Annotated in this window: 22 protein-coding genes and 1 pseudogene; 8 read left to right on the top strand and 15 right to left on the bottom strand. The window is 63.5% G+C overall.

What is annotated here, in order from left to right; genetic code table 11:
• The first annotated feature begins 104 nt into the window (after positions 1-104).
• On the top strand, positions 105-1,142 hold the full coding sequence (locus WIN67_RS15975) for a dienelactone hydrolase (RefSeq protein WP_339069204.1): 1,038 nt from the start codon (positions 105-107) through the stop codon (positions 1,140-1,142).
• A gap of 1 nt (position 1,143) precedes the next feature.
• On the opposite strand, the gene WIN67_RS15970 is transcribed toward WIN67_RS15975, so the two are convergent.
• The 4 genes from WIN67_RS15970 to WIN67_RS15955 all read right to left on the bottom strand — a co-directional run bounded on the left by WIN67_RS15970 (position 1,144) and on the right by WIN67_RS15955 (position 5,602).
• Positions 1,144-2,331, bottom strand: a complete 1,188-nt coding sequence (locus WIN67_RS15970) for an MFS transporter (protein WP_267268242.1) — start codon at positions 2,329-2,331, stop codon at positions 1,144-1,146.
• A 302-nt stretch (positions 2,332-2,633) separates the two neighbouring features.
• Positions 2,634-4,220, bottom strand: coding sequence for an ABC-F family ATPase (locus WIN67_RS15965; protein WP_102863518.1), 1,587 nt, complete (start codon positions 4,218-4,220; stop codon positions 2,634-2,636).
• A gap of 249 nt (positions 4,221-4,469) precedes the next feature.
• On the bottom strand, positions 4,470-5,204 hold the full coding sequence (locus WIN67_RS15960) for an alpha/beta hydrolase (RefSeq protein WP_339069200.1): 735 nt from the start codon (positions 5,202-5,204) through the stop codon (positions 4,470-4,472).
• Positions 5,201-5,602, bottom strand: coding sequence for a hypothetical protein (locus WIN67_RS15955; protein ID WP_170002766.1), 402 nt, complete (start codon positions 5,600-5,602; stop codon positions 5,201-5,203). The genes WIN67_RS15960 and WIN67_RS15955 overlap by 4 nt, the downstream gene beginning before the upstream one ends.
• Between WIN67_RS15955 and lpxO the strand changes: the two genes are divergently transcribed.
• The 3 genes from lpxO to WIN67_RS15940 all read left to right on the top strand — a co-directional run bounded on the left by lpxO (position 5,565) and on the right by WIN67_RS15940 (position 8,231).
• Positions 5,565-6,464: a lipid A hydroxylase LpxO gene (gene lpxO, locus WIN67_RS15950; protein WP_102863520.1), complete on the top strand. Its 900-nt coding sequence runs from the start codon at positions 5,565-5,567 to the stop codon at positions 6,462-6,464. The two genes, WIN67_RS15955 and lpxO, sit on opposite strands and share 38 nt — an antisense overlap.
• A gap of 162 nt (positions 6,465-6,626) precedes the next feature.
• Complete coding sequence (locus tag WIN67_RS15945; RefSeq protein ID WP_339069197.1) at positions 6,627-7,001, top strand: hypothetical protein; 375 nt, start codon at positions 6,627-6,629, stop codon at positions 6,999-7,001.
• 78 nt (positions 7,002-7,079) lie between these two features.
• Positions 7,080-8,231: a PQQ-dependent sugar dehydrogenase gene (locus WIN67_RS15940; protein WP_170002826.1), complete on the top strand. Its 1,152-nt coding sequence runs from the start codon at positions 7,080-7,082 to the stop codon at positions 8,229-8,231.
• Positions 8,232-8,330: 99 nt separating this feature from the next.
• Here the strand turns inward: WIN67_RS15940 and rimI are convergent, their stop codons facing one another.
• Positions 8,331-9,434, bottom strand: a complete 1,104-nt coding sequence (gene rimI, locus WIN67_RS15935) for a ribosomal protein S18-alanine N-acetyltransferase (RefSeq protein ID WP_339069194.1) — start codon at positions 9,432-9,434, stop codon at positions 8,331-8,333.
• 93 nt (positions 9,435-9,527) lie between these two features.
• On the opposite strand from rimI, the gene WIN67_RS15930 reads away from it, so the two are divergent.
• On the top strand, positions 9,528-11,114 hold the full coding sequence (locus WIN67_RS15930; RefSeq protein ID WP_102879267.1) for a RimK family protein: 1,587 nt from the start codon (positions 9,528-9,530) through the stop codon (positions 11,112-11,114).
• A 7-nt stretch (positions 11,115-11,121) separates the two neighbouring features.
• Complete coding sequence (locus WIN67_RS15925; protein ID WP_110597034.1) at positions 11,122-12,063, top strand: magnesium transporter CorA family protein; 942 nt, start codon at positions 11,122-11,124, stop codon at positions 12,061-12,063.
• 3 nt (positions 12,064-12,066) lie between these two features.
• Here the strand turns inward: WIN67_RS15925 and map are convergent, their stop codons facing one another.
• Positions 12,067-12,831, bottom strand: coding sequence for a type I methionyl aminopeptidase (gene map, locus WIN67_RS15920; RefSeq protein ID WP_102863526.1), 765 nt, complete (start codon positions 12,829-12,831; stop codon positions 12,067-12,069).
• Positions 12,828-13,028, bottom strand: coding sequence for a ParD-like family protein (locus WIN67_RS15915; RefSeq protein ID WP_102863527.1), 201 nt, complete (start codon positions 13,026-13,028; stop codon positions 12,828-12,830). The genes map and WIN67_RS15915 overlap by 4 nt, the downstream gene beginning before the upstream one ends.
• A 301-nt stretch (positions 13,029-13,329) precedes the next feature.
• Here WIN67_RS15915 and ilvA point away from each other — a divergent pair.
• A pseudogene (gene ilvA, locus WIN67_RS15910) lies at positions 13,330-14,352 on the top strand (threonine ammonia-lyase, biosynthetic); the annotation flags it as partial.
• 107 nt (positions 14,353-14,459) lie between these two features.
• On the opposite strand, the gene WIN67_RS15905 reads toward ilvA, so the two are convergent.
• Positions 14,460-14,765, bottom strand: coding sequence for an NIPSNAP family protein (locus WIN67_RS15905; protein WP_102863529.1), 306 nt, complete (start codon positions 14,763-14,765; stop codon positions 14,460-14,462).
• A gap of 339 nt (positions 14,766-15,104) precedes the next feature.
• Here WIN67_RS15905 and WIN67_RS15900 point away from each other — a divergent pair, with 339 nt between their 5' ends.
• Entirely contained in the window at positions 15,105-15,371 is a 267-nt protein-coding gene (locus tag WIN67_RS15900) for a DUF1652 domain-containing protein (RefSeq protein ID WP_102863530.1), read from the top strand.
• 57 nt (positions 15,372-15,428) lie between these two features.
• Here WIN67_RS15900 and WIN67_RS15895 read toward each other — a convergent pair whose 3' ends face one another.
• The 7 genes from WIN67_RS15895 to WIN67_RS15865 all read right to left on the bottom strand — a co-directional run bounded on the left by WIN67_RS15895 (position 15,429) and on the right by WIN67_RS15865 (position 22,733).
• Positions 15,429-15,692 (bottom strand): DUF2790 domain-containing protein, encoded by a 264-nt coding sequence (locus tag WIN67_RS15895; RefSeq protein ID WP_102879271.1) that lies wholly within the window; start codon positions 15,690-15,692, stop codon positions 15,429-15,431.
• A 215-nt stretch (positions 15,693-15,907) separates the two neighbouring features.
• Positions 15,908-16,687: a ChbG/HpnK family deacetylase gene (locus WIN67_RS15890; RefSeq protein ID WP_339069188.1), complete on the bottom strand. Its 780-nt coding sequence runs from the start codon at positions 16,685-16,687 to the stop codon at positions 15,908-15,910.
• On the bottom strand, positions 16,684-17,808 hold the full coding sequence (locus tag WIN67_RS15885) for a GNAT family N-acetyltransferase (protein ID WP_306393478.1): 1,125 nt from the start codon (positions 17,806-17,808) through the stop codon (positions 16,684-16,686). Before WIN67_RS15885 ends, WIN67_RS15890 begins: the two co-directional genes overlap by 4 nt.
• Positions 17,805-18,509 (bottom strand): N-acetyltransferase, encoded by a 705-nt coding sequence (locus tag WIN67_RS15880; protein ID WP_339069187.1) that lies wholly within the window; start codon positions 18,507-18,509, stop codon positions 17,805-17,807. Before WIN67_RS15880 ends, WIN67_RS15885 begins: the two co-directional genes overlap by 4 nt.
• Positions 18,506-20,431 carry a hypothetical protein gene (locus tag WIN67_RS15875; RefSeq protein ID WP_273922665.1) on the bottom strand — a complete coding sequence of 642 codons (1,926 nt, stop codon included), beginning with the start codon at positions 20,429-20,431 and terminating at the stop codon, positions 18,506-18,508. Before WIN67_RS15875 ends, WIN67_RS15880 begins: the two co-directional genes overlap by 4 nt.
• Positions 20,431-21,738 (bottom strand): lipopolysaccharide biosynthesis protein, encoded by a 1,308-nt coding sequence (locus WIN67_RS15870; protein ID WP_339069185.1) that lies wholly within the window; start codon positions 21,736-21,738, stop codon positions 20,431-20,433. The genes WIN67_RS15875 and WIN67_RS15870 overlap by 1 nt, the downstream gene beginning before the upstream one ends.
• On the bottom strand, positions 21,735-22,733 hold the full coding sequence (locus tag WIN67_RS15865) for a polysaccharide deacetylase family protein (RefSeq protein WP_110653187.1): 999 nt from the start codon (positions 22,731-22,733) through the stop codon (positions 21,735-21,737). The genes WIN67_RS15870 and WIN67_RS15865 overlap by 4 nt, the downstream gene beginning before the upstream one ends.
• Position 22,734: the final 1 nt, after the last annotated feature.

Here is a 22,734-nt window from a genome sequence, read left to right as displayed (position 1 = left end):
GCCGTGCGTTCGCATTGATGGGCCAATCTTGTTTCAAGGCCTTGGCAGCAAGGGATGGCAGGGGTAACGGGCTTTCTCGATCCGGCAGCAAAGGTGGGCGTGTGATGAAGCGTGTTTGTGCAGTGTTACTGATGTGCCTGCTCGGCAGCCCGATTTCAGTGCAGGCCGCTCCCGCGCCACACCCGCACTGGAGCGTGGGCTTTCATGAGATGAGCTTTCTCGATCCCCTGGACCTGCAGCCGATGCGCGCCATTGCCTTTTACCCGTCCACCGGCATCGAGCACCCCAGTCGGGTCGAGGGGTATCAGATCGCCGCATCCCGGGATGCCAAGGTCGCCATCGGCCGCTTCCCGATGCTGATGCTGTCCCACGGCAATACCGGTACACCCCTGGCCCTGCATGACCTGGCGACGTCCCTGGCACGCAAGGGTTTTGTCGTGGTGGCGGTGATTCATCCCGGTGACAACTCCAAGGACCACAGCCGCCTGGGCACTTTGAGCAACCTCTACGGACGGCCGATCCAGATTTCCGAAGCCATAACCGCCACCCTTGGCGACCCGATGCTGTCGCCCTTCGTCAATGCCGATCAGGTCGGGGTCATCGGTTATTCCGCCGGCGGCGAGACCGCCTTGATCCTGTCCGGCGCCACGCCTGACCTGGACCGCCTGCGGCGTTACTGCCAGGAACGTCCCGATGATCGCGATGCCTGCAATACCCAGGGCGAACTGATTGTCGACCGCGAGGATCTGCAGCCAGTGGCCGACCCGCGGGTGCATGCACTGATGCTGATGGCGCCCCTGAGCCTGAAATTCGGTCGCCAGACCCTGGCCGGGGTGCATGTGCCCGTGCTGCTCTACAGCGGCGATGGCGACCAACTGGTGGCCCTGGACAAGAATGCCGCGGCCCTGGCGCGCAAGTTGCCCGTGGCCCCGGACTTCAAGCTGCTGGCCGGCGCCGGGCACTTCGTGTTCATGGCGCCGTGCAGCGCCGAGCAGTTGGCGGCCATGCCGGCCCTGTGCACCGATGCCGACGGCGTCGACCGCGAGGATATCCATCGCAACCTGATTGCCGAGGCCGGCAGGTTCTTCACCCATACCCTGGGCCGGCCGAGCCGGGCAGGGATGCAGACCGCCGTCCAGTAACTCAGGCACCGGCCCGGCGCTTGAGCAGCAGCGTCAGTCCCAGGCCGGTGATCGAGAGCAGGGCGGCGCAGAAGAAAATCCACGAATACCCCAGGTTCAGGGCCACCGCGCCCATCAAGGGGCCAGCGATGGCCAGGGCCAGATCGAAAAACACCGCATAGGCACTCAAACCGGCACCGCGGCTGCTGTTGGGCACTTGCTTGATGGCTTCCACCCCCAGCGCCGGGTACACCAGCGACAAGCCGAAGCCGGTGAGCCCGGCGCCGATCAGCGCCCAGGCCGTGGACGGCGCCAGCCAGAGCAGGGCCAGCCCCAGGGTTTCGACGCACATGCAGGCAATGGCCGAGCGAAAGCCGCCAAAGCGGCTGATGCTGGAGATGAACAGCAACCGCGAGCAGATGAAGCACACCCCGAACACCGTCAGGCAATAGGCGGCGCCGGTCCAGCCGCGGCTCAGGTAGAACAAGGTAATGAAGGTGGTCAGGGTGCCATAGCCGATGGAGGCCAGGCTGAGGCTGGCGCCGAAGGGGGCAATGCGCCCGAAGACCGCCCAAAACGGCAGGCGCTCGCCGCGAATCACCGGCACCGAGGGTTTGTTGCGAATCAGCAGCAGGGCCAGCACCGCCAGAACCGACAGGGCGATGCCCAGGCTGGTGAAACCGTATTGCTCAACCATCACCACCCCCAGCGGCGCGCCGATGGCAATGGCGCCGTAGGAGGCAATGCCGTTCCAGGAAATCGAGCGTGCCGTGTGTTCCGCGCCCACCTGGCCCATGCACCAGCTGATGGTGCCGACCCCGATCAAGCCTTGGGCCACGCCCAGCAGCAGGCGCCCGCCCAACAACACGGCAAGGCTCAGCAGTGGCCAGTGTTCCAGCCACACTGAGATCAGGGTCAAAAGCCCGCTGAGGAGAATCCCCAGCAAGCCGTAGATGATCGAGCGCTTGGTGCCCACGGTGTCGGACATGCGCCCGGCCATGGGCCGGCTGAGCAGGGTGGCCAGGTATTGCGCGCCGATGGTCAGCCCGGCAATCACCGCGCTGAAGCCCAACTGTTCGTGGACGTAGCCCGGCAGCACGGCGATTGGCAGGCCGATGCAGAGGAAGGCGATAAAGGTATAGAAGACGATGGAGACGATCTGCAGGGTGATCGCCATGGAGCTTTGAGCGGAGATCTGTGGCTCGGGCATGAAGGCTCGTTCGCGGGCGGCGGTTAGAGATCCGCATCATCGCGTGCCGCGATCATAAAAGGAAGCAGGCTAACTATCTTTCCCCAACGCCTCGCAGAGCGCTGATGTGCAAGGCCTGAAGGCTGCTTCGCCGATAAGCCCAGCGGCGCTGCGAGCCCTGCAAGCGCGGGCTTACCGGCGAAGACGCTGACCGATAGTGCACAAGGTTCGAAGGTTTCTGCACCGGCCAGCGAGGCCCAAATGAAAAAGCCCCGTCACACTGGACGGGGCTCTTTTCTGGTCGCTTGACGCTTGCTGCCGCCTTAGAACATCACGCCCTGGCTACGCAGGTAGTCGTCGTAGGTGCCGCTGAAGTCGGTCACGCCGCTTGGGCTCAACTCGATGATGCGAGTGGCCAGGGACGATACGAACTCACGGTCGTGGCTGACGAAGATCAGGGTGCCCGGGTAGTTTTCCAGGGCCAGGTTCAAGGCCTCGATGGATTCCATGTCCAAGTGGTTGGTCGGTTCGTCCATCACCAGCACGTTGGGCTTTTGCAGGATCAGCTTGCCGAACAGCATGCGGCCTTGCTCACCACCGGAAATCACCTTCACCGACTTGAGGATCTCGTCGTTGGAGAACAGCATGCGGCCCAGGGTGCCACGGATCATCTGCTCGCCCTGGGTCCACTGGCCCATCCAGTCGAACAGGCTGACGTCGTCTTCGAAGTCATGGGCGTGGTCCTGGGCGTAGTAGCCGATTTCCGCGCTTTCAGTCCACTTGACGGTACCGGCGTCCGGGGTCAGCTCGCCCACCAGGGTGCGCAGCAGGGTGGTCTTGCCGATACCGTTGGGGCCGATGATCGCCACGCGCTCGCCGGCTTCGACGGTGAAGCTGAAGTTCTGGAACAGGGTCTTGCCATCGAAACCCTTGGACATGCGCTCCAGGGTCACGGCCTGGCGGTGCAGCTTCTTGGTCTGTTCGAAGCGGATGAACGGGCTGACCCGGCTCGACGGCTTGACTTCGGCCAGCTGGATCTTGTCGATCTGCTTGGCCCGGGAAGTGGCCTGCTTGGCTTTCGAGGCGTTGGCCGAGAAGCGGCTGACGAAGGTCTGCAGTTCGGCGATCTGGGCTTTCTTCTTGGCGTTGTCCGACAGCAACTGCTCGCGGGACTGGGTCGCGGCGATCATGTACTCGTCGTAGTTGCCCGGGAACAGGCGCAGCTCGCCGTAGTCCAGGTCGGCCATGTGGGTGCAGACGCTGTTGAGGAAGTGCCGGTCGTGGGAAATGATGATCATGGTGCTGTTACGCGCCGTGAGAATGTTTTCCAGCCAGCGGATGGTGTTGATGTCCAGGTGGTTGGTCGGTTCGTCCAGCAGCAGCACTTCCGGATCGGAGAACAGTGCCTGGGCCAGCAGCACCCGCAGCTTCCAGCCTGGAGCGACTTCGGTCATCGGGCCGAAATGCTGTTCCAGGGGAATGCCCAGGCCCAGCAGCAGCTCACCGGCGCGGGATTCGGCGGTGTAGCCGTCCATCTCGGCGAATTCGGTTTCCAGCTCGGCCACGGCCATGCCGTCTTCTTCGGTCATTTCCGGCAGCGAGTAGATGCGGTCGCGCTCGGCCTTGACCTTCCACAGCTCTTCGTGACCCATGATCACGGTGTCGATCACGGTGAATTCTTCGTAGGCGAACTGGTCCTGGCGCAGTTTACCCAGGCGCACGTTCGGCTCCAGCATGACCTGGCCGCCGGACGGCTCGAGGTCGCCACCGAGGATTTTCATGAAGGTCGACTTGCCGCAACCGTTGGCGCCGATCAGGCCGTAACGGTTGCCACCGTTGAACTTGACCGAAACGTTCTCGAACAGTGGCTTGGCGCCGAACTGCATGGTGATGTTAGCTGTGGAGATCAATTACTTACCTACCAATGATTTAGCGCCAGCCTTGAATCCACGAAGCGCGATCTGGAGCCTTCCAGGTCGGGCCGGTCTGGGTGTGGAACTGAGCCAGCGGGCGTACGTCGAGCGCAACATTCCGGCGACGGGGCCGGGTTGCTGAGCAAAGAGTGCGGGGTGCATGTTGGAATTTGTGCGCATTGTCGCATATGTAACCGAGCAGTTGTATGACGCTCGGGTAGGGATTTTCGCCGCAATGGCCGATGTTCAACTGCCGTTAAGTGCAACCTGGGCCTGAGCCAACTCGTGCATGAACCGCTGCAAGTGCACGGCGGCCTCAGTGGGTGCGGCCTGCAGCAGGCAGTGGGGGCCGTCGATGGCCACCAGCCGGGCGTCCTTGCGCAGTTGCCGGATCAGGATGGATGCCGAGGCCGGCACCAGCCGGTCGTGGCGGGCCTGGAGGTAAAGCAGCGGTACATCCGTGGCCACCAGGGCCTGGCTAGCATCCACCGCAATCACTGACTGCAACCGGGCCCGCAGTACTTGGGGCGTCACCTGGGCGATGGCTGCCGCCAGGGCACTGCGCAGGGAGGCAGTGGAAAAGCCGCCGAGCAACAAGGCATCCATCGGCCAGAATGGCAGGTGTCGCAAGGGCAGCAGCTTGAGCAACGGTGACAGCGGCGCCAGTGCCGAACGTGGATTGCGCACAAAACTGCTGCACAGCACCAGCCCCAGCAAGGCGCTGGGTCGTCGGGCGGCGATGCTGACGGCCACCGGCCCGGAAAACGACTCGCCCAGCAACACGAAAGGACGGTTCAGCGGCAGTTGTTGCCATACCCGCTCTACCAGGGCGGGGTAGTCCAGCACCTGATCGGTGGGATAGCGCAGCACCTGCACCGCTACGTTCGGGGGCAGGGCGTGGAGCAGGGGGTCGAACAGCCTGCCGGTGCCATCCATTCCAGGCAGCAGGACCAGGATCGGGAGCGGTGTGGGGTCGATCAATTCAGCGATCCTTGCCGGGTACAAAGAAAAAAAGCGCCCGGCAGGATACCTCGGGAGTCCGGCCAACACAGCTCGTTTGTGCTGGCCAGAGCGCTGGAGGGCATTTTATTGAGCTGAAGCAAAACCTGGCGCAATACAGGCAAATTTCGACAGAAGTCGCGCAGCTTTTCACAAATTTGAGTTAACCATTGGTTACAAACTGTGGCTAAAATGCGATCCGACGGCCGGACGCCGAGGGTCGGATCGACGACGAAGATGTTCGCCGATTGCGCTTTTTTCAACTCAGACGCTGCCATTTGCCTTTGGCCCTTCGGGCTTTCAGGGGCGCAGCATGCTCTCTTCTGAAGTGTGACAATTTCCGTGAAACTCATCATTGCCGCTGTATACGTTTTATCCATTGCGTACGTACACCTGCGGGGGCGCGTGCGCCACAAGCTGGGTCGCCAACTGAGTGATCACTCCACCTTCCTGGCCCCCATCAACTGCTTCCTTTATCTGTTCTCCAAGTTTCCCAACCGGCCCTACCTGGACCCGGCCGACTTTCCCGAGATGAACAAGCTGCAGGAACACTGGGAGGAGATTCGTGCCGAGGGCCAGAACCTGTTGCAGGCCGGTGAGATCAAGCGCTCGGATCAGTACAACGATGTGGGTTTCAACTCGTTCTTCAAGACCGGCTGGAAACGCTTCTATCTGAAGTGGTACGGCGACAGCCACCCTTCGGCGATGAAGCTGTGCCCGCGCACCACCGAGCTGGTGCAGAGCATCGGCTCGATCAAGGCGGCGATGTTTGCCGAACTGCCACCGGGCTCCAAGCTGGTGCGTCACCGCGATCCGTATGCCGGTTCCTATCGCTACCATCTGGGGCTGTCCACGCCGAACAACGAAGGCTGCTACATCGAGGTCGATGGCGAGCGCTATCACTGGCGCGACGGCGAAGCGGTGATGTTCGACGAGACCTACATCCACTACGCGGAAAACACCACCGATCAGAACCGCATCATTCTGTTCTGCGACGTGGAGCGGCCGATGAAGTATCGCTGGGCTGCGGCGTTCAACGGCTGGTTCAGCCGCACGGTGATGTCCGCTGCCGGTTCGCCCAACGATGCCGGGGACAAGACCGGTGGCCTGAACCGTGCCTTCAACAAGCTGTACAAGATCCGCCTGCGGGGCAAGGAACTGAAGAAGCGCAACCGCACCCGTTACTACCTGGAAAAGTGGGCGATCTTCGCCGCACTGCTGTTGCTGTTCATCTATATCTGATGGGCCATCCGCCTTCTGCACAGCGGTAACGCGGCGCCGCCAATGGCGGGCCGCGGATACCGGGTGTTACATGTTCTGCAGGATTATTTAATTAACAAAGGCGAACCCTGGGCGTAGCGTGGAATCGTATTCGATACCTTGTCGCTCTTCAGGAGGCTTGTCATGAACAGTCTGGCTCGCAGGTTTGCCGCATTCATCGCGCTGAGTTGGGCCAGTGGCGCCGTCTGGGCCGCCGCTCCTGAACCGCTCCCGTCCCTGCACTTGCCCAGCACTCTGCTGCTGGCGCAGAACCTGCCCAACAGCGGCAACAACGATCCCTACAGCAACCCCATTCGCCGGGCCAATCCCAACAGCATGCAGGGCACCCAGCCCATCAGCCCGCCTGTGCGCGGCCCTAGTACCGCCCCCAGCGTCCGGCGGCCCACCCTGGAGAACGGCGGTATCGGCAACGGTTATCCCCGGGGCGGCGTGCAGCGCCCCAACCCCGATCCCCGAGTGCAAAGCCCCCGAGCCAACGATCCGAACAACCGGCGCTAAGATGCCGGTGTACTGCGTTGTCGGCGCCGCCTGCCTGGGGGCGCGAGGGAATTTCTTGATCCACAGAAGGAAGCGAGCATGTTGCGTAAAACCCTTTTCGCCACCTTGTGCGCCAGCGTCCTGCTGGGCAGCGCGTTGCCGGTCTCGGCGGCGGGCGAACAGTCGTTTCCCAGCGAGCAGGGCACTCTGAGCCTGACGCCGCTGGTGCAAGGTTTGAACCACCCCTGGGCCCTGGCCTTCCTGCCGGATCGCCAAGGCATGCTGGTTACCGAGCGTCCCGGCAGCCTGCGGCTGGTGAGCCCGGACGGCAAGCTTTCGGCCCCGTTGAACGGGGTGCCCAAGGTCTGGGCCAATGGCCAGGGCGGCTTGCTGGACGTGGTGTTGTCGCCGGACTTCAAGCAGGACCGCCTGGTGTATCTGTCCTACGCCGAAGGCGGTGGCGAGAACGGCACAGCCGGCACTGCGGTCGGCCGGGGCCGATTGGCCGACGACCTCAGCGGGCTCAAGGACTTCAAGGTGATCTTCCGCCAGGAGCCGAAGCTGTCCACCGGCAACCACTTCGGTTCTCGCCTGGTGTTCGACCGCGACGGCTACTTGTTCATCACCCTGGGCGAGAACAACAACCGGGCCACCGCCCAGGACCTGGACAAACTCCAGGGCAAGATCGTGCGCCTGTACGCCGATGGCCGGGTGCCGGACGACAACCCCTTTGTCGGCCAGCCCGGGGTGCGTCCGGAGATCTGGAGCTACGGCCACCGCAATCCGCAGGGCGCGACGCTCAACCCCTGGAGCGGCACCTTGTGGGAGAACGAGCACGGACCCAAGGGCGGTGACGAGATCAACCTCATCGAACGGGCCAAGAACTACGGCTGGCCTCTGGCGACTCACGGGGTCAACTACTCCGGCCAACCGATTCCCGAGGCCGGTGGCCAGACAGCGCCAGGCACCGTGGGCCCTCATCATGTCTGGGAGAAGTCACCCGGCATCAGCGGCATGGCGTTCTATGACGGTGATCGCTTCAAACCCTGGCAGCACAACCTGTTCATCGGCGCCCTGGCCAGCCGTGAACTGATCCGCCTGCAATTTGACGGCGACCGTGTCATCCATGAAGAGCGCCTGCTGGGCGACCTCAATGCGCGTATCCGTGACGTGCGCCAGGGCCCGGACGGTTATCTCTACATCCTCACCGACGAGGATCAGGGCGGCCTGTACAAGGTTGGCCTGGAATAATCCGCCAGCCCGACACCATTGCTGTAGGAGCTGGCTTGCCAGCGAAGGCGTCAACGAGGACAGCACAAGGCCCAAGCCGCTGCGCCGGCAAGCCGGCTCCTACGCTTGGGGGCACGTGGAGAGGATGACGGCGGCCCGCAGTTTGCTGCTGCCGAAGCTGCACATTTTGTCGAACTCGCTGTGGCTGACCGGCAGGTGCTGGCAGTCCATCGGCTGGCGATGCTGGCTATGGTCGACATCCGGGTCATGCAGGTAGACGAAGTCCTCGTCGCAATCGGTGACTATCACCCAATGGGGCGCCTTGGAGCGGGTCAGGCGATAGCTGCTGATCAGCACCAGGGGCTGGCCGCCCGCACTCAGTAACCTCGGCAGGTCCAGAGGGCCACCCAGTACCTGTTGCACATCGCTGGCATCCAGCTCCTTGCAGAACTCGTCGTGGACCAGGCGCATGACGTCCTTTTTATGCTCGTCGCGCACGCCGCTGAGAAACAATGGCCCGGCGCTGTTGACCTGCAGGCGCACGGCAAAGCCGCGGCGCCAGGCAGACAGCGCCAGGCCCTGGGGGCTGCAGCCGCCATGGCCGGCGGTCATGAATACGGTGGTGGCTTCACGCCAGATCTGCAGTTCCTCTCGGCGCTCCAGGGGCCGCGATGGCTGCAGGGCGGCCATGGCCATCAGCAAGCAGGCCGGACCGCAGGTGAAGTCGGTGGTCTGCTGGTAGTAGGGCACGCGGATGCTGCGGGTCTCACGGTGCTGGAGAATGCGTTTCTCCAGGCGCAAAGCGTCGGCGTGGTCTTCGTAGTAGTCGTGGATGCGGGCAAAACGCCGGTAGCCATGGCGTTCGTACAGGGCAATCGCGGCCGGGTTGTCGGTGCGCACTTCCAGGCGCAGATAGGCGCAGTCGTGTTCCAGGGCACAGGCCTCGATCCGTTGCAGCAGGCGCCGGCCCAGGCCAAGGCCCCGGGCGTCTTCGGCAATGGCGATGGAGTACAGCCGCGCCAGCGAGGTGCCGCGATGAAACAGCACCACGGCATAGCCCAGCAATCGCGCTTGATGCTCGGCCACCAGCAGTTGCCCGTGGGCGCGGCTGATCATCCATTGGAAGCTGCGTGGAGTCAGCCGGTCGCTGGTGAAACATTGCTGTTCCAGGGCCACCAGCGCCGGCAGATCGTCGGGGGTTGCAGTGCGAAAGACAAGATCCATATAACCGCCGTAAAAGTTGCGTAACGAAACGAGACTTCGAAAAAAGTTCGTGCTTAATAGAAAGGGTCAGGTTCTTAAGCGAGAGCGAACTTTATGTCAGCGGTACAAGGTCATTGGCGAGAAGTATCCGAGCAAAGTTTGCCGGCGACAATCACTTCGGCAAGTTATTTTTCCCCCGGGGATAAAGCTTCAAGTCAGGTGATTATCATTGTCGAACGCAAGGAAGACTGGGCTTCCTACTTTCCCAGTGAAGATATTCTCACGGCCCAGGAGTACCTCGAGCAGAGCCGCGAACGTGCTCCGGGAAAACGGGTTCAGGTGATCAACCTGTGCCGCAGCTACAAGTACCTGGGACACGGCTACTACTGCTCGCTGCTGGCTGAAGCCCGCGGCCACCGGGTGATTCCATCGGTACGGACCATCAGTGAACTGACCCGCAAGGCCCTCTATGGATTGGCCCTGGACGACCTGGACAAGGCCCTGGAAAAAGCCCTGAGCAATCACCTCTACAGTGATACCGAAGGTTTTACCCTGACGCTGTATTTTGGCCGGACCCATATCGAGCCCTTGCAGGAACTGGCTCGTCAGTTGTTCGAGCTGTTTCCGTGTCCGATCTTGTTAGTTGATTTCAAACGAACTAACACATGGCGTATCGAAGGCGTGAAGTCCGGTGCCTTGCATAAGTTGCGAGAGGATCAGGAAGATCAGTTCGCCAACTCCCTGGACAGTTTCAGTCGCAAGGTCTGGCGTATTCCACGCTCAAGGCAGTTGGCCCGTTATGACCTGGCGATACTTCACGATCCCCAAGAAGTCCTGCCGCCTTCCAATGCCCGGGCGCTGGAAAGCTTCATCCGGGTTGGCAAGGGGCTGGGCATCGATGTGGAGTTGATCGAGAAGAAGGATTACTCCCGTCTTGCCGAATACGATGCGTTGCTGATTCGCGAAACCACCAGCGTCGACAACCACACCTATCGTTTTGCCAAGAAGGCCGAGAGTGAAGGGCTGGTGGTGATGGATGACCCCACCTCGATCCTGCGCTGCACCAACAAGGTCTACCTCACTGACCTGCTCAAGGGCCATCAGTTGGGGATGCCCGCCACCGAGATCCTCTACAAGGAGCGACCGGAAGACTTCGAACGGGTCGGCGAACGCCTGGGCTTTCCCCTGGTGCTGAAGATTCCCGATGGCTGTTTCTCGCGAGGCGTGATCAAGGTCGAAAGCCAACAGGCCTTGCTGGCGGCCACCGCCGAACTGTTCGAGCACTCGGTGCTGCTGCTGGCCCAGGAGTTCTTCTACACCGAGTACGACTGGCGCATTGGCGTGCTCAACCGCAAGCCGATCTTTGCCTGCCAGTACTTCATGTCCAAGGGCCACTGGCAGATCTACAACCACAAGGCCAAGGGCCAGGACATCAACGGCGAGTGCCGCACCCTGGCAGTACACGAGGCGCCGCGGGCCGTGGTGGAGCTGGCTGTGAAGACGGCCAACCTGATCGGCGACGGTCTGTACGGGGTCGATCTCAAGCAGTCCGGCGACAAGGTGGTGGTGATCGAGGTCAACGACAACCCCAATCTGGACGCCGGTATCGAGGACGCCTACCTGCAGGACGACCTGTATTCCCTGGTACTGGAAGAGTTCGTGCGCCGCCTGGAGCTCAAGCGTCGCGGCCAGGCCTGGTGAGGCGGCGATGATCCACAGCTATCGACTGGCCCATGGCGGCCTGCAAGCCGTCCCGGAACTGGATGCCCAGGTCATGCTGTTCAGCAACCCGGACCTGGCAGAGCGTGATTTGCTGCACAGTGCCTTCAAGCTCGATGAGCACGCCCTGGCCTCGGCGCTGGACCCGGACGAGGTGTCGCGCATCGAGTTTCATCCCGATTACCTGTTCCTGATCTGGAAGCGCCCGGAAAACTATTCCGGCGGCGGCAGCCTGTCCTTCGAGGTGTCGTCCTGCGGCCTGCTGTTTTCTGCGGACCGGTTGCTGGTGATCGCTCCCGACGATACGCCGCTCCAAGGGCTGGGGGCGCGGCACAACCTGCACAGCCCGCTGGATGTGCTGCTGGACCTGCTGTTCAACAACATCCATCACTACCTGGGCCACCTCAAGGTGATCAAGCTGGTGGCCCGGGAGCTGCAGCACAAGTTCAACAGCTCGATGGAAAACCGCCACCTGATGCAGATGTTCAATCTCAGCGAGAGCCTGATCTATTACCTCAATGCCTTGCACAGCAACGGCGCGCTGCTGACCCGCCTGCGCAATCACGCCGAGAAGGAGCAGTTCGGCAGCCAGGCCATCGGCCTGATCGACGACCTGATCATCGAGAACAACCAGTGTTACAAGCAGGCGGAGATCTACTCCACGGTGTTCGCCGGGCTGATGGATGCCCGGGGCAATCTGATGAACAACAGCACCAACCAGTTGCTGCGCAAACTGACCCTGATCAACGTGGTGTTCCTGCCGCTGAACCTGATTGCCAGCATCGGCGGCATGTCCGAATTCAGCATGATGACCGCAGGCACGCCGTGGTGGATCGCCTACTCGCTGTTGCTGCTGGCCATGTTGCTGGCCGCTGGGGCCATGTCCCTGGGGCTGCGTCGGCTCACCGGCCATGGCGACAAGGTCATGTGAGCCTTATGGCGCTTGCAGGGTCAGCACTTCGAAACCGTCGCGGGTCACCGCCACCGTGTGTTCCCACTGGGCGGAGAGGCCATGGTCGCGGGTGACCACGGTCCAGCCGTCCTTGAGCCCGCGGACCCGGGCACTGCCCTGGTTGAGCATGGGTTCGATGGTGAAGACCATGCCTTCGCGCAGTTCCAGGCCGGTGCCTGGGCGGCCGAAGTGCAGGATCTGCGGTTCTTCGTGCATCTGCCGGCCAATGCCGTGGCCGCAGTATTCGCGGACCACGCTGTAACCCCTGGCTTCGGCGTGAGACTGGATGGCATGACCGATGTCGCCGAGGCGAGCGCCCGGGCGCACCACCTTGATCGCCGCCCACATGGCCTCGAAGGTGGTGTCGACCAGGCGTTGAGCCTTGGGGCCGACCTGGCCGATCAGGTACATCTTGCTGGCGTCGGCGATGTAGCCGTGCTTCTCCAGGGTGATGTCGATGTTGACGATATCCCCGTCCTTGAGCACCGCTTTGGGGTGCGGCATGCCGTGGCACACCACTTCGTTGATCGAGGTGTTGATGCAGTAGGGGTAGTTGTACTGACCCTTGCTCGCCGGGCGTGCCTTGAGCTCATGGCGGATGAAATGTTCCACCGCGCTGTCCAGCTCCAGGGTGGACAGGCCGGCGGCGACAAAACCGTCGAGAAAGTCGAACACCTGGGCTAGCAGGCGCCCGGATTCGCGCATCAGCGCCAGTTGTTCCGGGGTCTTGATCAGGGCCTGGGTCATGGGCGCCCCCTGAGCAGGTCGGGTTTGTTCAGCAGCAGTTTGTTGATCAGGTCGTTATAGGCCAGGTGTGGGTTGAGCTCGGCCAAGAGACCGATCTTGATCCAGAATTCGGCCTGGGCGTTGATCGAGCGGTCCATGGCGGCGCTGGCGACGCGGATCTGCTGGTGCAGTTCATCGGAGATTTTGACGATACCCATGTGGATAGGGGGCTCTCTTGAGGGGATATATGAATCGTATATGTTTCGTATAGTCAGCCGCAAGCGGGGAGCAGGCGGGGGAGCGGTGTTGCTGTAGGTGAGCCTCGCAGAAATGCGTTGACCGCCAGGGGCTGGCGCGGTTAGTTTCCGGTCCATGACTTTTTCTGCCAATCGTTCCCAGCCAAGCATTATTACCGCCATTCCTGATTGGCGGGCTTGCTGACGACTGCACCCAACCCGCCCTGGAGGCGGGTTTTTTCTCTCTGTCTCCCGGGCTCCGAACACAGCCAGGAGATCCATCATGCATTGCCCCAGCCGTCTTGCCAGCACGCCCCAGCCCAGCGCCGACATGGTCCTGCTGGAACGCTATGTGAAGATGATCCTCGCCGCGCCGGTCTACGACCTGGCAATCTGCACGCCGCTGCAGGCGGCGCCCGCCTTGTCGCAGCGGCTGGGCAACCAGATTCTGCTCAAGCGCGAAGACCTGCAGCCGACCTTTTCCTTCAAGATCCGCGGCGCCTATAACCGTCTGGCCCAGCTCACCGCCGAGCAAAGGCAGCGCGGGGTGGTCACCGCGTCCGCCGGCAATCATGCCCAGGGTGTGGCCCTGGCGGCGCGGGAGCTGGGGATCAAGGCCAGCATCGTCATGCCCGACAGCACTCCTGAGCTCAAGGTATTGGGCGTAAGCAGTCGTGGCGCCGAGGCGATCCTGCATGGCGAAAGCTTTCCCTTTGCCCTGGCCCACGCCCTGAGCCTGGCCCAGCGCACTGGGGGCACCTTTGTTTCACCTTTCGACGACCCCCATGTGATTGCCGGCCAAGGCACCGTGGCCATGGAGATCCTGCGCCAGCAACAGGGGGCGCTGGACGCGATCTTCGTCCCGGTGGGCGGTGGTGGGTTGATCGCCGGGATCGCCGCCTACGTCAAATACCTGCGGCCGGAGATCCGTATCGTGGGTGTCGAATCCGAGCATTCCAATTGCCTGCAACAGGCGCTCGCCGCGGGGGAACGGGTGGTATTGCCCCGGGTCGGGACCTTTGCCGACGGCGTTGCAGTGGCGCAGATCGGCGAGCATGGCTTCCAGATCTGCCGCCATCACGTGGATCAGGTGATCAGCGTCAGCAACGACCAGTTGTGCGCCGCGATCAAGGACATCTACGACGACACCCGCTCCATCACCGAGCCGTCGGGCGCCCTGGCGGTGGCCGGGATCAAGGAATACGTAGCCCGCAGCGGCAGCAGCGGCCAGACCCTGGTGGCCATCGACTCCGGCGCCAACATCAATTTCGACAGCCTGCGCCACGTCGTCGAACGCGCCGCCTTGAGCAGCCTGCCGATGTAGACGCGAGCTTGCCAACGAAGATGCCGGCTAGGGCGGCACCCGCCTTTCAGGCTTCTTCGCCGGCAAGCGGAACGCCGCCCGGCAGGTTCTTAGGAGAGCAGCGGGCGCAGGAAGCTGCGCTCGTAACTGAGGATGAATTTTTTCTTCATCACCGACGCCACCAGGGCCACGCTGTCCGGATCGCTCAGAGCGCTCTGGCGGTAGGCTTCGTAATCGGCCAGGGACGGGAAGCTGAACAGGCAATAGGCAATGTTGCTGGCCCCTTCCGAGGGCAGGAAATAGCCATGATGGGTGCCGCCCAAACGCCTGACCACAGCGATCCAGGCTTTGGAATAGGCTTCGAACTCGGCCAGTTGGTAGGGATCGATCACGTATTTGACATGGCAGGTAATCAAGGAGGGAACTCCGGGCGAGGGCAAGGATCAGCCTTGTATCAGGTGTGACTCTTCGAGCGGGCCACGCTGTTGAGCAAGGCTGGCACAACGACCCGGGCATTCTGCGGGGCGGCAAACCAACAGCGCAACCGCCTGCCATTCCCGGCGTTAAAGTCAAAACCCCTGGTACTGAGAGCGAAATCGAATTTAGCAAGGTCGCCAAAGCCGCTTACTCTGTAGTCTGGCTTCGTCTGTCAGGACAAAACGGACCTGAGCCAGAATCGCTAGCGAACATGGACGTCGCGGCCAGCAGGCATTCGCCCAATCATTGGTCGTGTTGAATAAAAGGAGAGCGTCAGCATGTTTTTATCTGCCCTGGAACTGCGCAACATCATTGAGAGCAGCTTTCTGCCCAAACGCTGCCAATGCACCCTGAGCCCGGACCTGTCGATGACGGTCAAGGTCTATGGTGACCATGAAACCGACCGGGTCGAGCTGGTGGTCAGCGGTATCGACGCTGCGCAGCTCAATGGCTGCCGGGAAATCAACGAATTGATCGCCGAACTGCGCTACGACCTGGCCAATGCCCCGGGCGGGCTGTCTGGCCTCAAGCGCAGGGCCCATTGAGCGCGGTCCCCTGACAACGCTCACCAGCGCGGGCCGCTCTGGCTAGGGCACGGCGCATCAGTTTTCGTACATGCAGGCGTGGGCGTGCTTCTGGTAGGAGATTTCCGCCAGTTCTCCAGCCTTGTTGATGTAGCGCATATTGGCGGTCACGACTTCACAGCGGCTGGTCGGCGGCTCGGTCATGGAGATGACCTTGGCGACGTCCAGGCGCATGCCGTACTCATAGGGCACCACCTCGACATTAACATCCGAGGCCTGGGCCAGGCCGCTGAATCCGCACAGGGCCAGGGCGGCCAGGGCAAAGCGCTTGTGTGTGTTCATATTGGTTCTCCATTACAGGCAATGACGGTTCAGTCTGGGGACTGAACCCGCTGCACGAAGCCCTGAAAGCGTTGCGGGCCAGTGCGCTCCGGAACAGAGTGCTGATTTAGGATTAATCTATCATTAAGAGATCATTGATAGATTTTGAAATATTTAGTTCCCGTCCCATATACGATCCAGCGACCGACTGCTCCCGGGTCACGCCCGGTCCGGTTTCACAGTTCGCTGTAGGCAATCCGCTGATGACTGGGCAAGGCGCGGTTCAACAGTTGCTCCAGGGATTGTTCCGGGGGCAGGTAATCGTCGCCAAAATCGCCGTCGGCCAACTGCGTCGGGTGGGCCACCACTTCGACCACCCCCATGGGGATGAAGCCGTCCAGCAGATCCTTCGGCGTACACACCGTGTTCACCCAGCGTCCCGCGAGCCAGTTAATGCGCCGGTTCAACGCACTTTTGAACAGGCGCTTGAGGGGGCCGATATTGCCGCCGACATTGCGCGCCAGGCGCACCGGCACCCCTTGGCGGGCGGCGAAGCGGGCAACGATGGCCGCCACCGGCCATAGATTGTGCACGTGCTGGTGGGAGTCGATGTGACTGGGCCGCAGCCCCTGGTCGACACAGCGCTGCCATTGCGCCGCCAGTTCCTGCCACACGGCCTCTGCGGCTGCCGGCGGCAGGCGCAGGACGGAGCGCGGCAGGTTCAGGTCGAACTGCCCCTGGGCATTGCAGAACAGTGCCTGGCTGCGGATGCCCTGGCTCAGGGGCGTGCCGTAGGTCAGGTTGAAATGCAGGCCTATGCGTCCCAGCAAGGCGTGCTCGTGGCTCAAGCGACAGGCATCCTCGAAGGCCGGCATGTTGGCCATCAGGGTGGCGGAACTGATCACCCCGCGCTGGAAGGCACGCAGGGTCAGTTGGTTGTAGTCCAGGTCGAGGCCGAAGTCGTCGGCGTTGACGATGACCCGCTGCGCTCGGGTGACGGCCAGGGTGTGTTTCATGGGCGAGCCCCTTGTGCGGTGGTGGTCTGGCGGCGCTCGCGCCAGGCCTTGAGATGAGGTTTGAGCTGTTGCCAGAGGCGCTCGGCAACACCGGCCAGCAGGCCCCGGGGACGCCAGGAGTAGAAGCTCCAGCGCTGGTGCTCCACCAGGCCGCTCATGCGTTCATGCAACTGATGGCTGGAGCGGCTGAGGCTGACCCGGGAAGCGTCCACCCACTGCCAGCCTTCCTCCAGGCCCCAGCGAATCCATTCGTCCAGCAGCAGGCGGCCACTGCCCAGATTGGCGTAGTCGGCGAGGAAGGCGATGTTGTAGTCATACAGGCGACCGCGCTCCAGCAGGCCCAGGCGATAGCTGATGCAGCGGCCCTGGTGTTCCAGCATCACTACCCGCACGCAACCCTCGGCCGCCAGGCCATGCAACGCGGTGTGCATCCACTGTTGGCGTTGTGCTCCAGAGAAGATCCCCAGGCCGTCGGCGCCTTTCCAACTGGCCTGTTCCACCTCGCGGAGCATGTCCAGTACCGCATCGATACCGTCGGCCTGGGGCGTCACGCGGATCACCCGGGCGTCAATCTCCGCACAGCGCTTTTTCGCCCTGCGCAGCTCGTAACGTAGGGTGCCGCTGGCTTCCTCCTGGTCACTGGGGACGATCAGGTGTTCTGGCGCGCGGCAGCTCAGGGACTGTTCGCTGTACCCGCTTGCCCGGCGCCAGGGCGCCAGCAGGGGGGCGGCATCCACCAGTTCATGGAATTGCAGCAGGTCATGGGGCAGTTGCCGGCGGATTTCCCGCAGGGCCGCGGGCATGGCGTCTTGTGCTTGAGCGGCCACCAGCAGCGCCAGGCGGTCGCTCAAGGGATGGCCCAGGTGGCGGACCACCTGCAGGGGCAGCCCGGCCCTGGATTCGCGGCCGCGGATCAGCGGCAGGCACAGCAGCAGGCGCTGGTCCTGCCAGCCCAGCAGAATCTGCAGCTGCTGATCCTGCAGTGCCTGTTCGGCGCCTCGCAACCAGCTCAAACGATTGAACGGCGTGGCCTGCTCGACGGTTTGTCGCAGCTGTTCATAGGCCTTTACGGGGAAATCCTGGGCACTCAGGCTGGTGCACCATTGCCAACGCAGGTTCACGTCCGCTCCTTGTCTATTTCAGTGGCTGGGGCCGGTGACTCGGCCAGGCGACCCCGGCGCAAGTGATGCAGGCGTGTCTGGTGATAAGGGCGACGCCGGTGGAAATGCAGGCAGCGCAGCAGGCAGTAGACGTGCAGGGATTCACCGACTTCCTGGAAACCCAGGCGCATGTGCATCTTCAGCGCCGGCTCGTTGCGCACATTGACCAGGGCCCGGGTGGCCTTGAAGCCCCGCTCGCGGTACTCGTCCCAGAGCATCTTCTGCGCCAGGATCACCACCCCCGAGCCGCGAAACGGCGGCGCGCATTCACCGGCGAACTGATACAGGCAGCCCGGCGGCATGCGCATCCAGCAGCGGTACAGCTGATCGTCGTAGTAATCGCGCTCGCTGACCCAGACCATCATCATCACGTTGCCGTCCGGGTCCAGGTGCGCGCTGCCCCGGTTGCCCTTGTCCAGCAGGCCGCGAATGGCCGGCAGCTGGGCCTTGAAGTACTTGTCGAAGGCCGGCAGCAACTCCCGGGTAATGTGCACCTGGGGCCAGCGGCTGGGGTTGATGGGGCAGGGCACCGGCAAGGCCAGGGAGCGCTCCAGGGTCAGCAGCTCCCAGTGGTAATAGAAGAAGCGTTCAGAAAAGACCCGCAGGCTGCCCCGCAGGCCCTTGCGGCGGATTTTGGCCAACAGGCCGGTCAAGCGACTCATAGGGTTTTCCAGGTCAAGGCAAACAGGGTTTCACCGGGCACTTGGAAGCTGGCCCGGCCATCGCTGCAGTGCAGCTCGGTGTGACGGCTGCGGCCATCGGCGCCCAGCAGTTCGAGGGTGGGGTTCGCTTGGCAGATGCTGGCGTCGCCCAGTTCGACGTTTTGCGTGCGCGGCGTCTTGGCCACCCCCAGCAGGCTGTGGCGCTGACCATCGCGCAGGGCCAGGGCATCCACCTCAAAGGAGGGGTTGTCCAGGGCTTGGACCTGGCCCAGCCAATGCTGCCGGATGAACTGTTGGGCCACGGCCACCGGCTTCAGGCTGAAGCGCTGGGCATCCTGCTGGGACAGCATGCCCTTGGGGTATTCGGGTTCGTCGGCGGCCTGGAACCAGTTGAGCATGTCCAGCAGGCCGTCCTGGGAGGCGTTGATCACCACCGAGGTCCACCACAGCGCGGCGTAGTGGGTGTCCTGCTGATAGGGGCTCAGGTCCGGGCCGCTGGAGATGTTGGTCTGGCTCAGCAACAGCGCCTTGCGTGGCCGGCCCTGCGCATCGAGGCCCACCAGATCGGCGGCGGCGCGCACGCTGGTGCGATAGCGACGGGTGGCCAGCAGGTCGCGGACCATCCATTCGTGCCAGGCCAGGGCATCGATGTCGGCACCGTGTTCGGCCAGCAGTTGCCGGGCCCAGTCGATGCCCCGGCGTTGCCCGGCGCCAATGCGAAAGGGACCGTCCAGCAGTCGTGAACTCACCGGCATGGCAATGCGCACTCCGGCGGCGCGGGCGTCGGAGTTGGCCTTGGTGTGTTCCAGCATTTGCGCAAAATAGGCGGCAAACGCTGCGTAGCTGGGGAAGTTGAGGTTGGGTTCGTCGGCAAAGGCCAGGTAATGCAGGCCCTGGTTGCCCAGGCGCACGCTGTCCGCCAGCCAGGCGTCGAGCCCGGCCAGGGTGGCGCTGTCGGCGTCCAGCACGGCCCGGCGTCCGGTGCCGGCCAGCAAGGTGATGTCGCGCTCGATCTTGAAGTCTTCGCGGTACAGCCGGCGAAAGGTGATTTCCCGCTGGGGTTCTTGCTGGATCACATCGACGAAGCTGTAGAAGTTGGCAGCCTGCGGGCCCAGGGCGCGCAGCAGTTCGAAGGTCGACGACGGCGGCTCGGCATAGGGCAGGGCGATCCCCAGGTGCGGGCTGGGACCGCGCACCTGGGGTTTGAGGCGCAGCTCGACCCGCGCCGGCGTCCATTGCAGCGGGTGCAGCTGACGCAGGTCCTGGGCGAACAGGTTGGCAGTGCCGTCGAGCCAGAACGCCACCTTGCCGGAGCCGCCCAGGGACAGGCGCCAGACTTCGTCCTGCTGGGCCACCGGCAAGGCGCTCTGGTCGAACTGCCCATAGTGCGGGTGCTCCACCAACGGCAGGCGTACCTGCTGGCCGTCGCTCAGACGCGTGGCCTGAAGCACGCTGACCCCGCCGTAGTATTTGCCCGCCAACTGCGCCTGCTCTCCGGCGGCCACGCGAAAGTACAGCTCGACGCCGCTGGGCACATCGGCACTGAAATGCACCTTGGCCGGCTCGAACTGGGCCAGGGTCGAACGGTCGTGGCCGACCTTGAAGTTGCGAAAGCTGTAGCCCGGCACTTGCAGGCGATAGTCGCCGCGGGCGGCGGGCAGCTGGATCTCCCGCTGGCCGTAAGGTTGGTCGGCGCGGATGTCCAGCTGTTGCAGCAACTGGCCGTCCGGTTGCAGCAGGTACAGCTGTTCCTGGTTGGCGTCGCTTTGCCAGGCCGGGCTCCAGCGCAGTTGCAGGGTGTCGGCGCTGTCGGCTTGCAGATACAGGCTGCCGTCGCGGATATCCCCCCATTGCATGGGCTCCGCGTGCAGGGATGAGGCCGCCGCGATCAGCATCAGGGCGAGCAGGGAACAGGGTTTCATCAGGCCGTTTCCTTAGGGCGCAGTAGATGGCGCACGTAGACAATGTCTCCAGGTAGCAGGATCAGGGTGCGGTACCAGGCCACGCCGCTGAGGTGGCAGTACAGGCCGAGCATCACCAGGCTCACCGCCAGGTAGGCCATCGACGAGGCCAGGCCGGCGCCGACGATGCCCAGTGGCGCAATCAATACCGCGTTGAGGATCAGGTTCAGCAGCGCGCCCCCGGCCAGCAGCAGCGACAGGCTGCCGGGGCGCTGTTTGCCCAGCAGGTCCAGGCGCAGGATGCTGGCGTAGCACAGGCCGAACAGCCCCGGCAGCAGGGCCAGCAGCGCGTCGTAGGCTGGGGCGTAGGCGGCGCCGAACAGGGTGACGATCAGCCACTGGCCGATCAGCGCCATGCCCAGGCAGGCGCCAAGCATTACCGTGGCCGTCAGGCGCAGGGCCAGGGCCGTCAGTTCTTCGATACCGGAACCTTGCTGCAGCAGGCGTTTCATCAGCGGCGTGGTCACCGCCTCGGGAATGATCAGCAGCAGTTCGGCGGCGGCGCTGGCCATGGCGTACCAGCCCAGGGCGACGGGGTCCAGCAGGGCGCCGATGAACAGGTAGTCCGAGCGCAGCATCAACTGTTGCGACAACACCCCCGGGTGGCTCTGGGCGCTGTAGCGCAGCAACTTGCCCTGTTCACCGGCCTGCCAGCGCAAGCGCAGGTCATGCCAGCGGCGCAGCCAGCACCAGCCGACCACCACCACCAGCACGGTGCCGCCCAGCCAGCTGACCAGGGCCGCCGACAGCGGCTGGTCGCGCCAGATCCACCACAGCCCGACGAACAGCAGCAGTGGCACCAGGGATTCCAGCAGGCGCAGGGCATTGAAGGCCTCGACCCGACCGTCCGCGTTGTGCAGGGTCAACAGACCGCTCTTGAGCACGGTGATCGGCACCGCCAGCAACAACAGCCAGGCCAGGTCGCCCAGTTGCAGGCTCAGTTCCCAGTGACTGCCCCAGGTGTTCATCAGGGCCAGCCCGGCCAGCGTCAGCAGGCTGGCCAGCAGGCAGCCGTAGACCAGCACCTGAGTCAGCAACAGTCCCATGGGGCTTTGGCGGGCGGCTTCATAGCCGACGGCGGTATTGAGGCCGCCGCTGGTCAGGGCCGCGATCAGGTCCGGCAGGGTGCTGAGCAGGGCGAACAGGCCGCGATCCGCCGGGCCCAGCAGGCGCGCCAGCAACACGTTGCGCAGCAGCCGCAGGCCGATCATCGCCAGTCGGGTGCCCATGCTCAGGGCCAGGTGCCAGAGGTAGCTGCCGCGCTTCATGCTCGGGCTCCCTGGAGCAGGCGCCAGGCCAGCAGCCCGGGGCGTCCGGCGCTGGCGTGGCTGACATCGATGCGGGGCAGGGCCAGCAGCGGATTGCCATCGGCCTCGATCAGCCCCGGGCGGGTGCCCAGGGCATAGCGATAACCCAGTTCGGCCACCGCTGCGCGCACCTCGGGATTGTGATCGCCATTGGGGTAGCAATAGACCCCCAGCGGCGCCTGACAGTGCTCCTGCAAGGCGTGGTGGGAGCGCTGCAGATCGGCTCGCATCGCGGCGCCGTCAAGCCGGGTGAGAATGCCGTGGCTGGCACCATGGGGACCAAAGCGCACCAGTGCCGAGCGTTCCAGGCGCTGGACCTGGGCCCAGTCCAGGCTGTGGGGCGCGCTGTCGTCGGGACAACTGTCGGCCAGGGCTTGCAGGGTCTGGGGCGGCAGGCCTTTGAGCTGTTGCAGGTAGCCCCCGAGGATGCCGCTGCGAGCGCGGCTGGCGCCGGGTTGCAATAGCTCCGGTGGTGGTGCCAGCGCCAGGGCCCGCAACTGTGTCAACAGCGGTTGAGCGGCGGCGCTGTCGGCCTGTTGCCACAGGGTTTCACCAATGGACTCCCACCAGAAACCCTGGCGCTTGCCGATGAAGTCCGTGGACAGGAAGATGCTCGCCGGCACCTCGTAGCGCTCCAGCAGGGGATAGGCGACCTCGGCATTGTCCCGCCAGCCATCGTCGAAGGTCAGGGCCACCCGGGGCCGGTCGCCCGCGGGCAACTCCAGCAGGTGCTGCAAGGGCACACAGTCGAAGTGCCGGCGCAGCCAGCGCAGCAAGTGTTCGAAATGCCCCTGGCCGACACACAGCGGCGCCCGATGGGGCAGGCTGGCGTCCGTGGAATCGGCCACTACCCGGTGCAGCATCAGCACCGCGCCGGCGTCGCTCAGGCGGATACGGCCGAAGCTGTGCAGATAGGCGCTGCCCAGCAGGCGCTTGAAGGATTGTTTGATGGCCATG

This window comes from Pseudomonas idahonensis (assembly GCF_037903935.1).
GTDB lineage: Bacteria > Pseudomonadota > Gammaproteobacteria > Pseudomonadales > Pseudomonadaceae > Aquipseudomonas > Aquipseudomonas danubii.
Note: the sequence above shows the minus strand (reverse complement) of the source record. Positions and strands in the feature narration are given on the sequence as shown.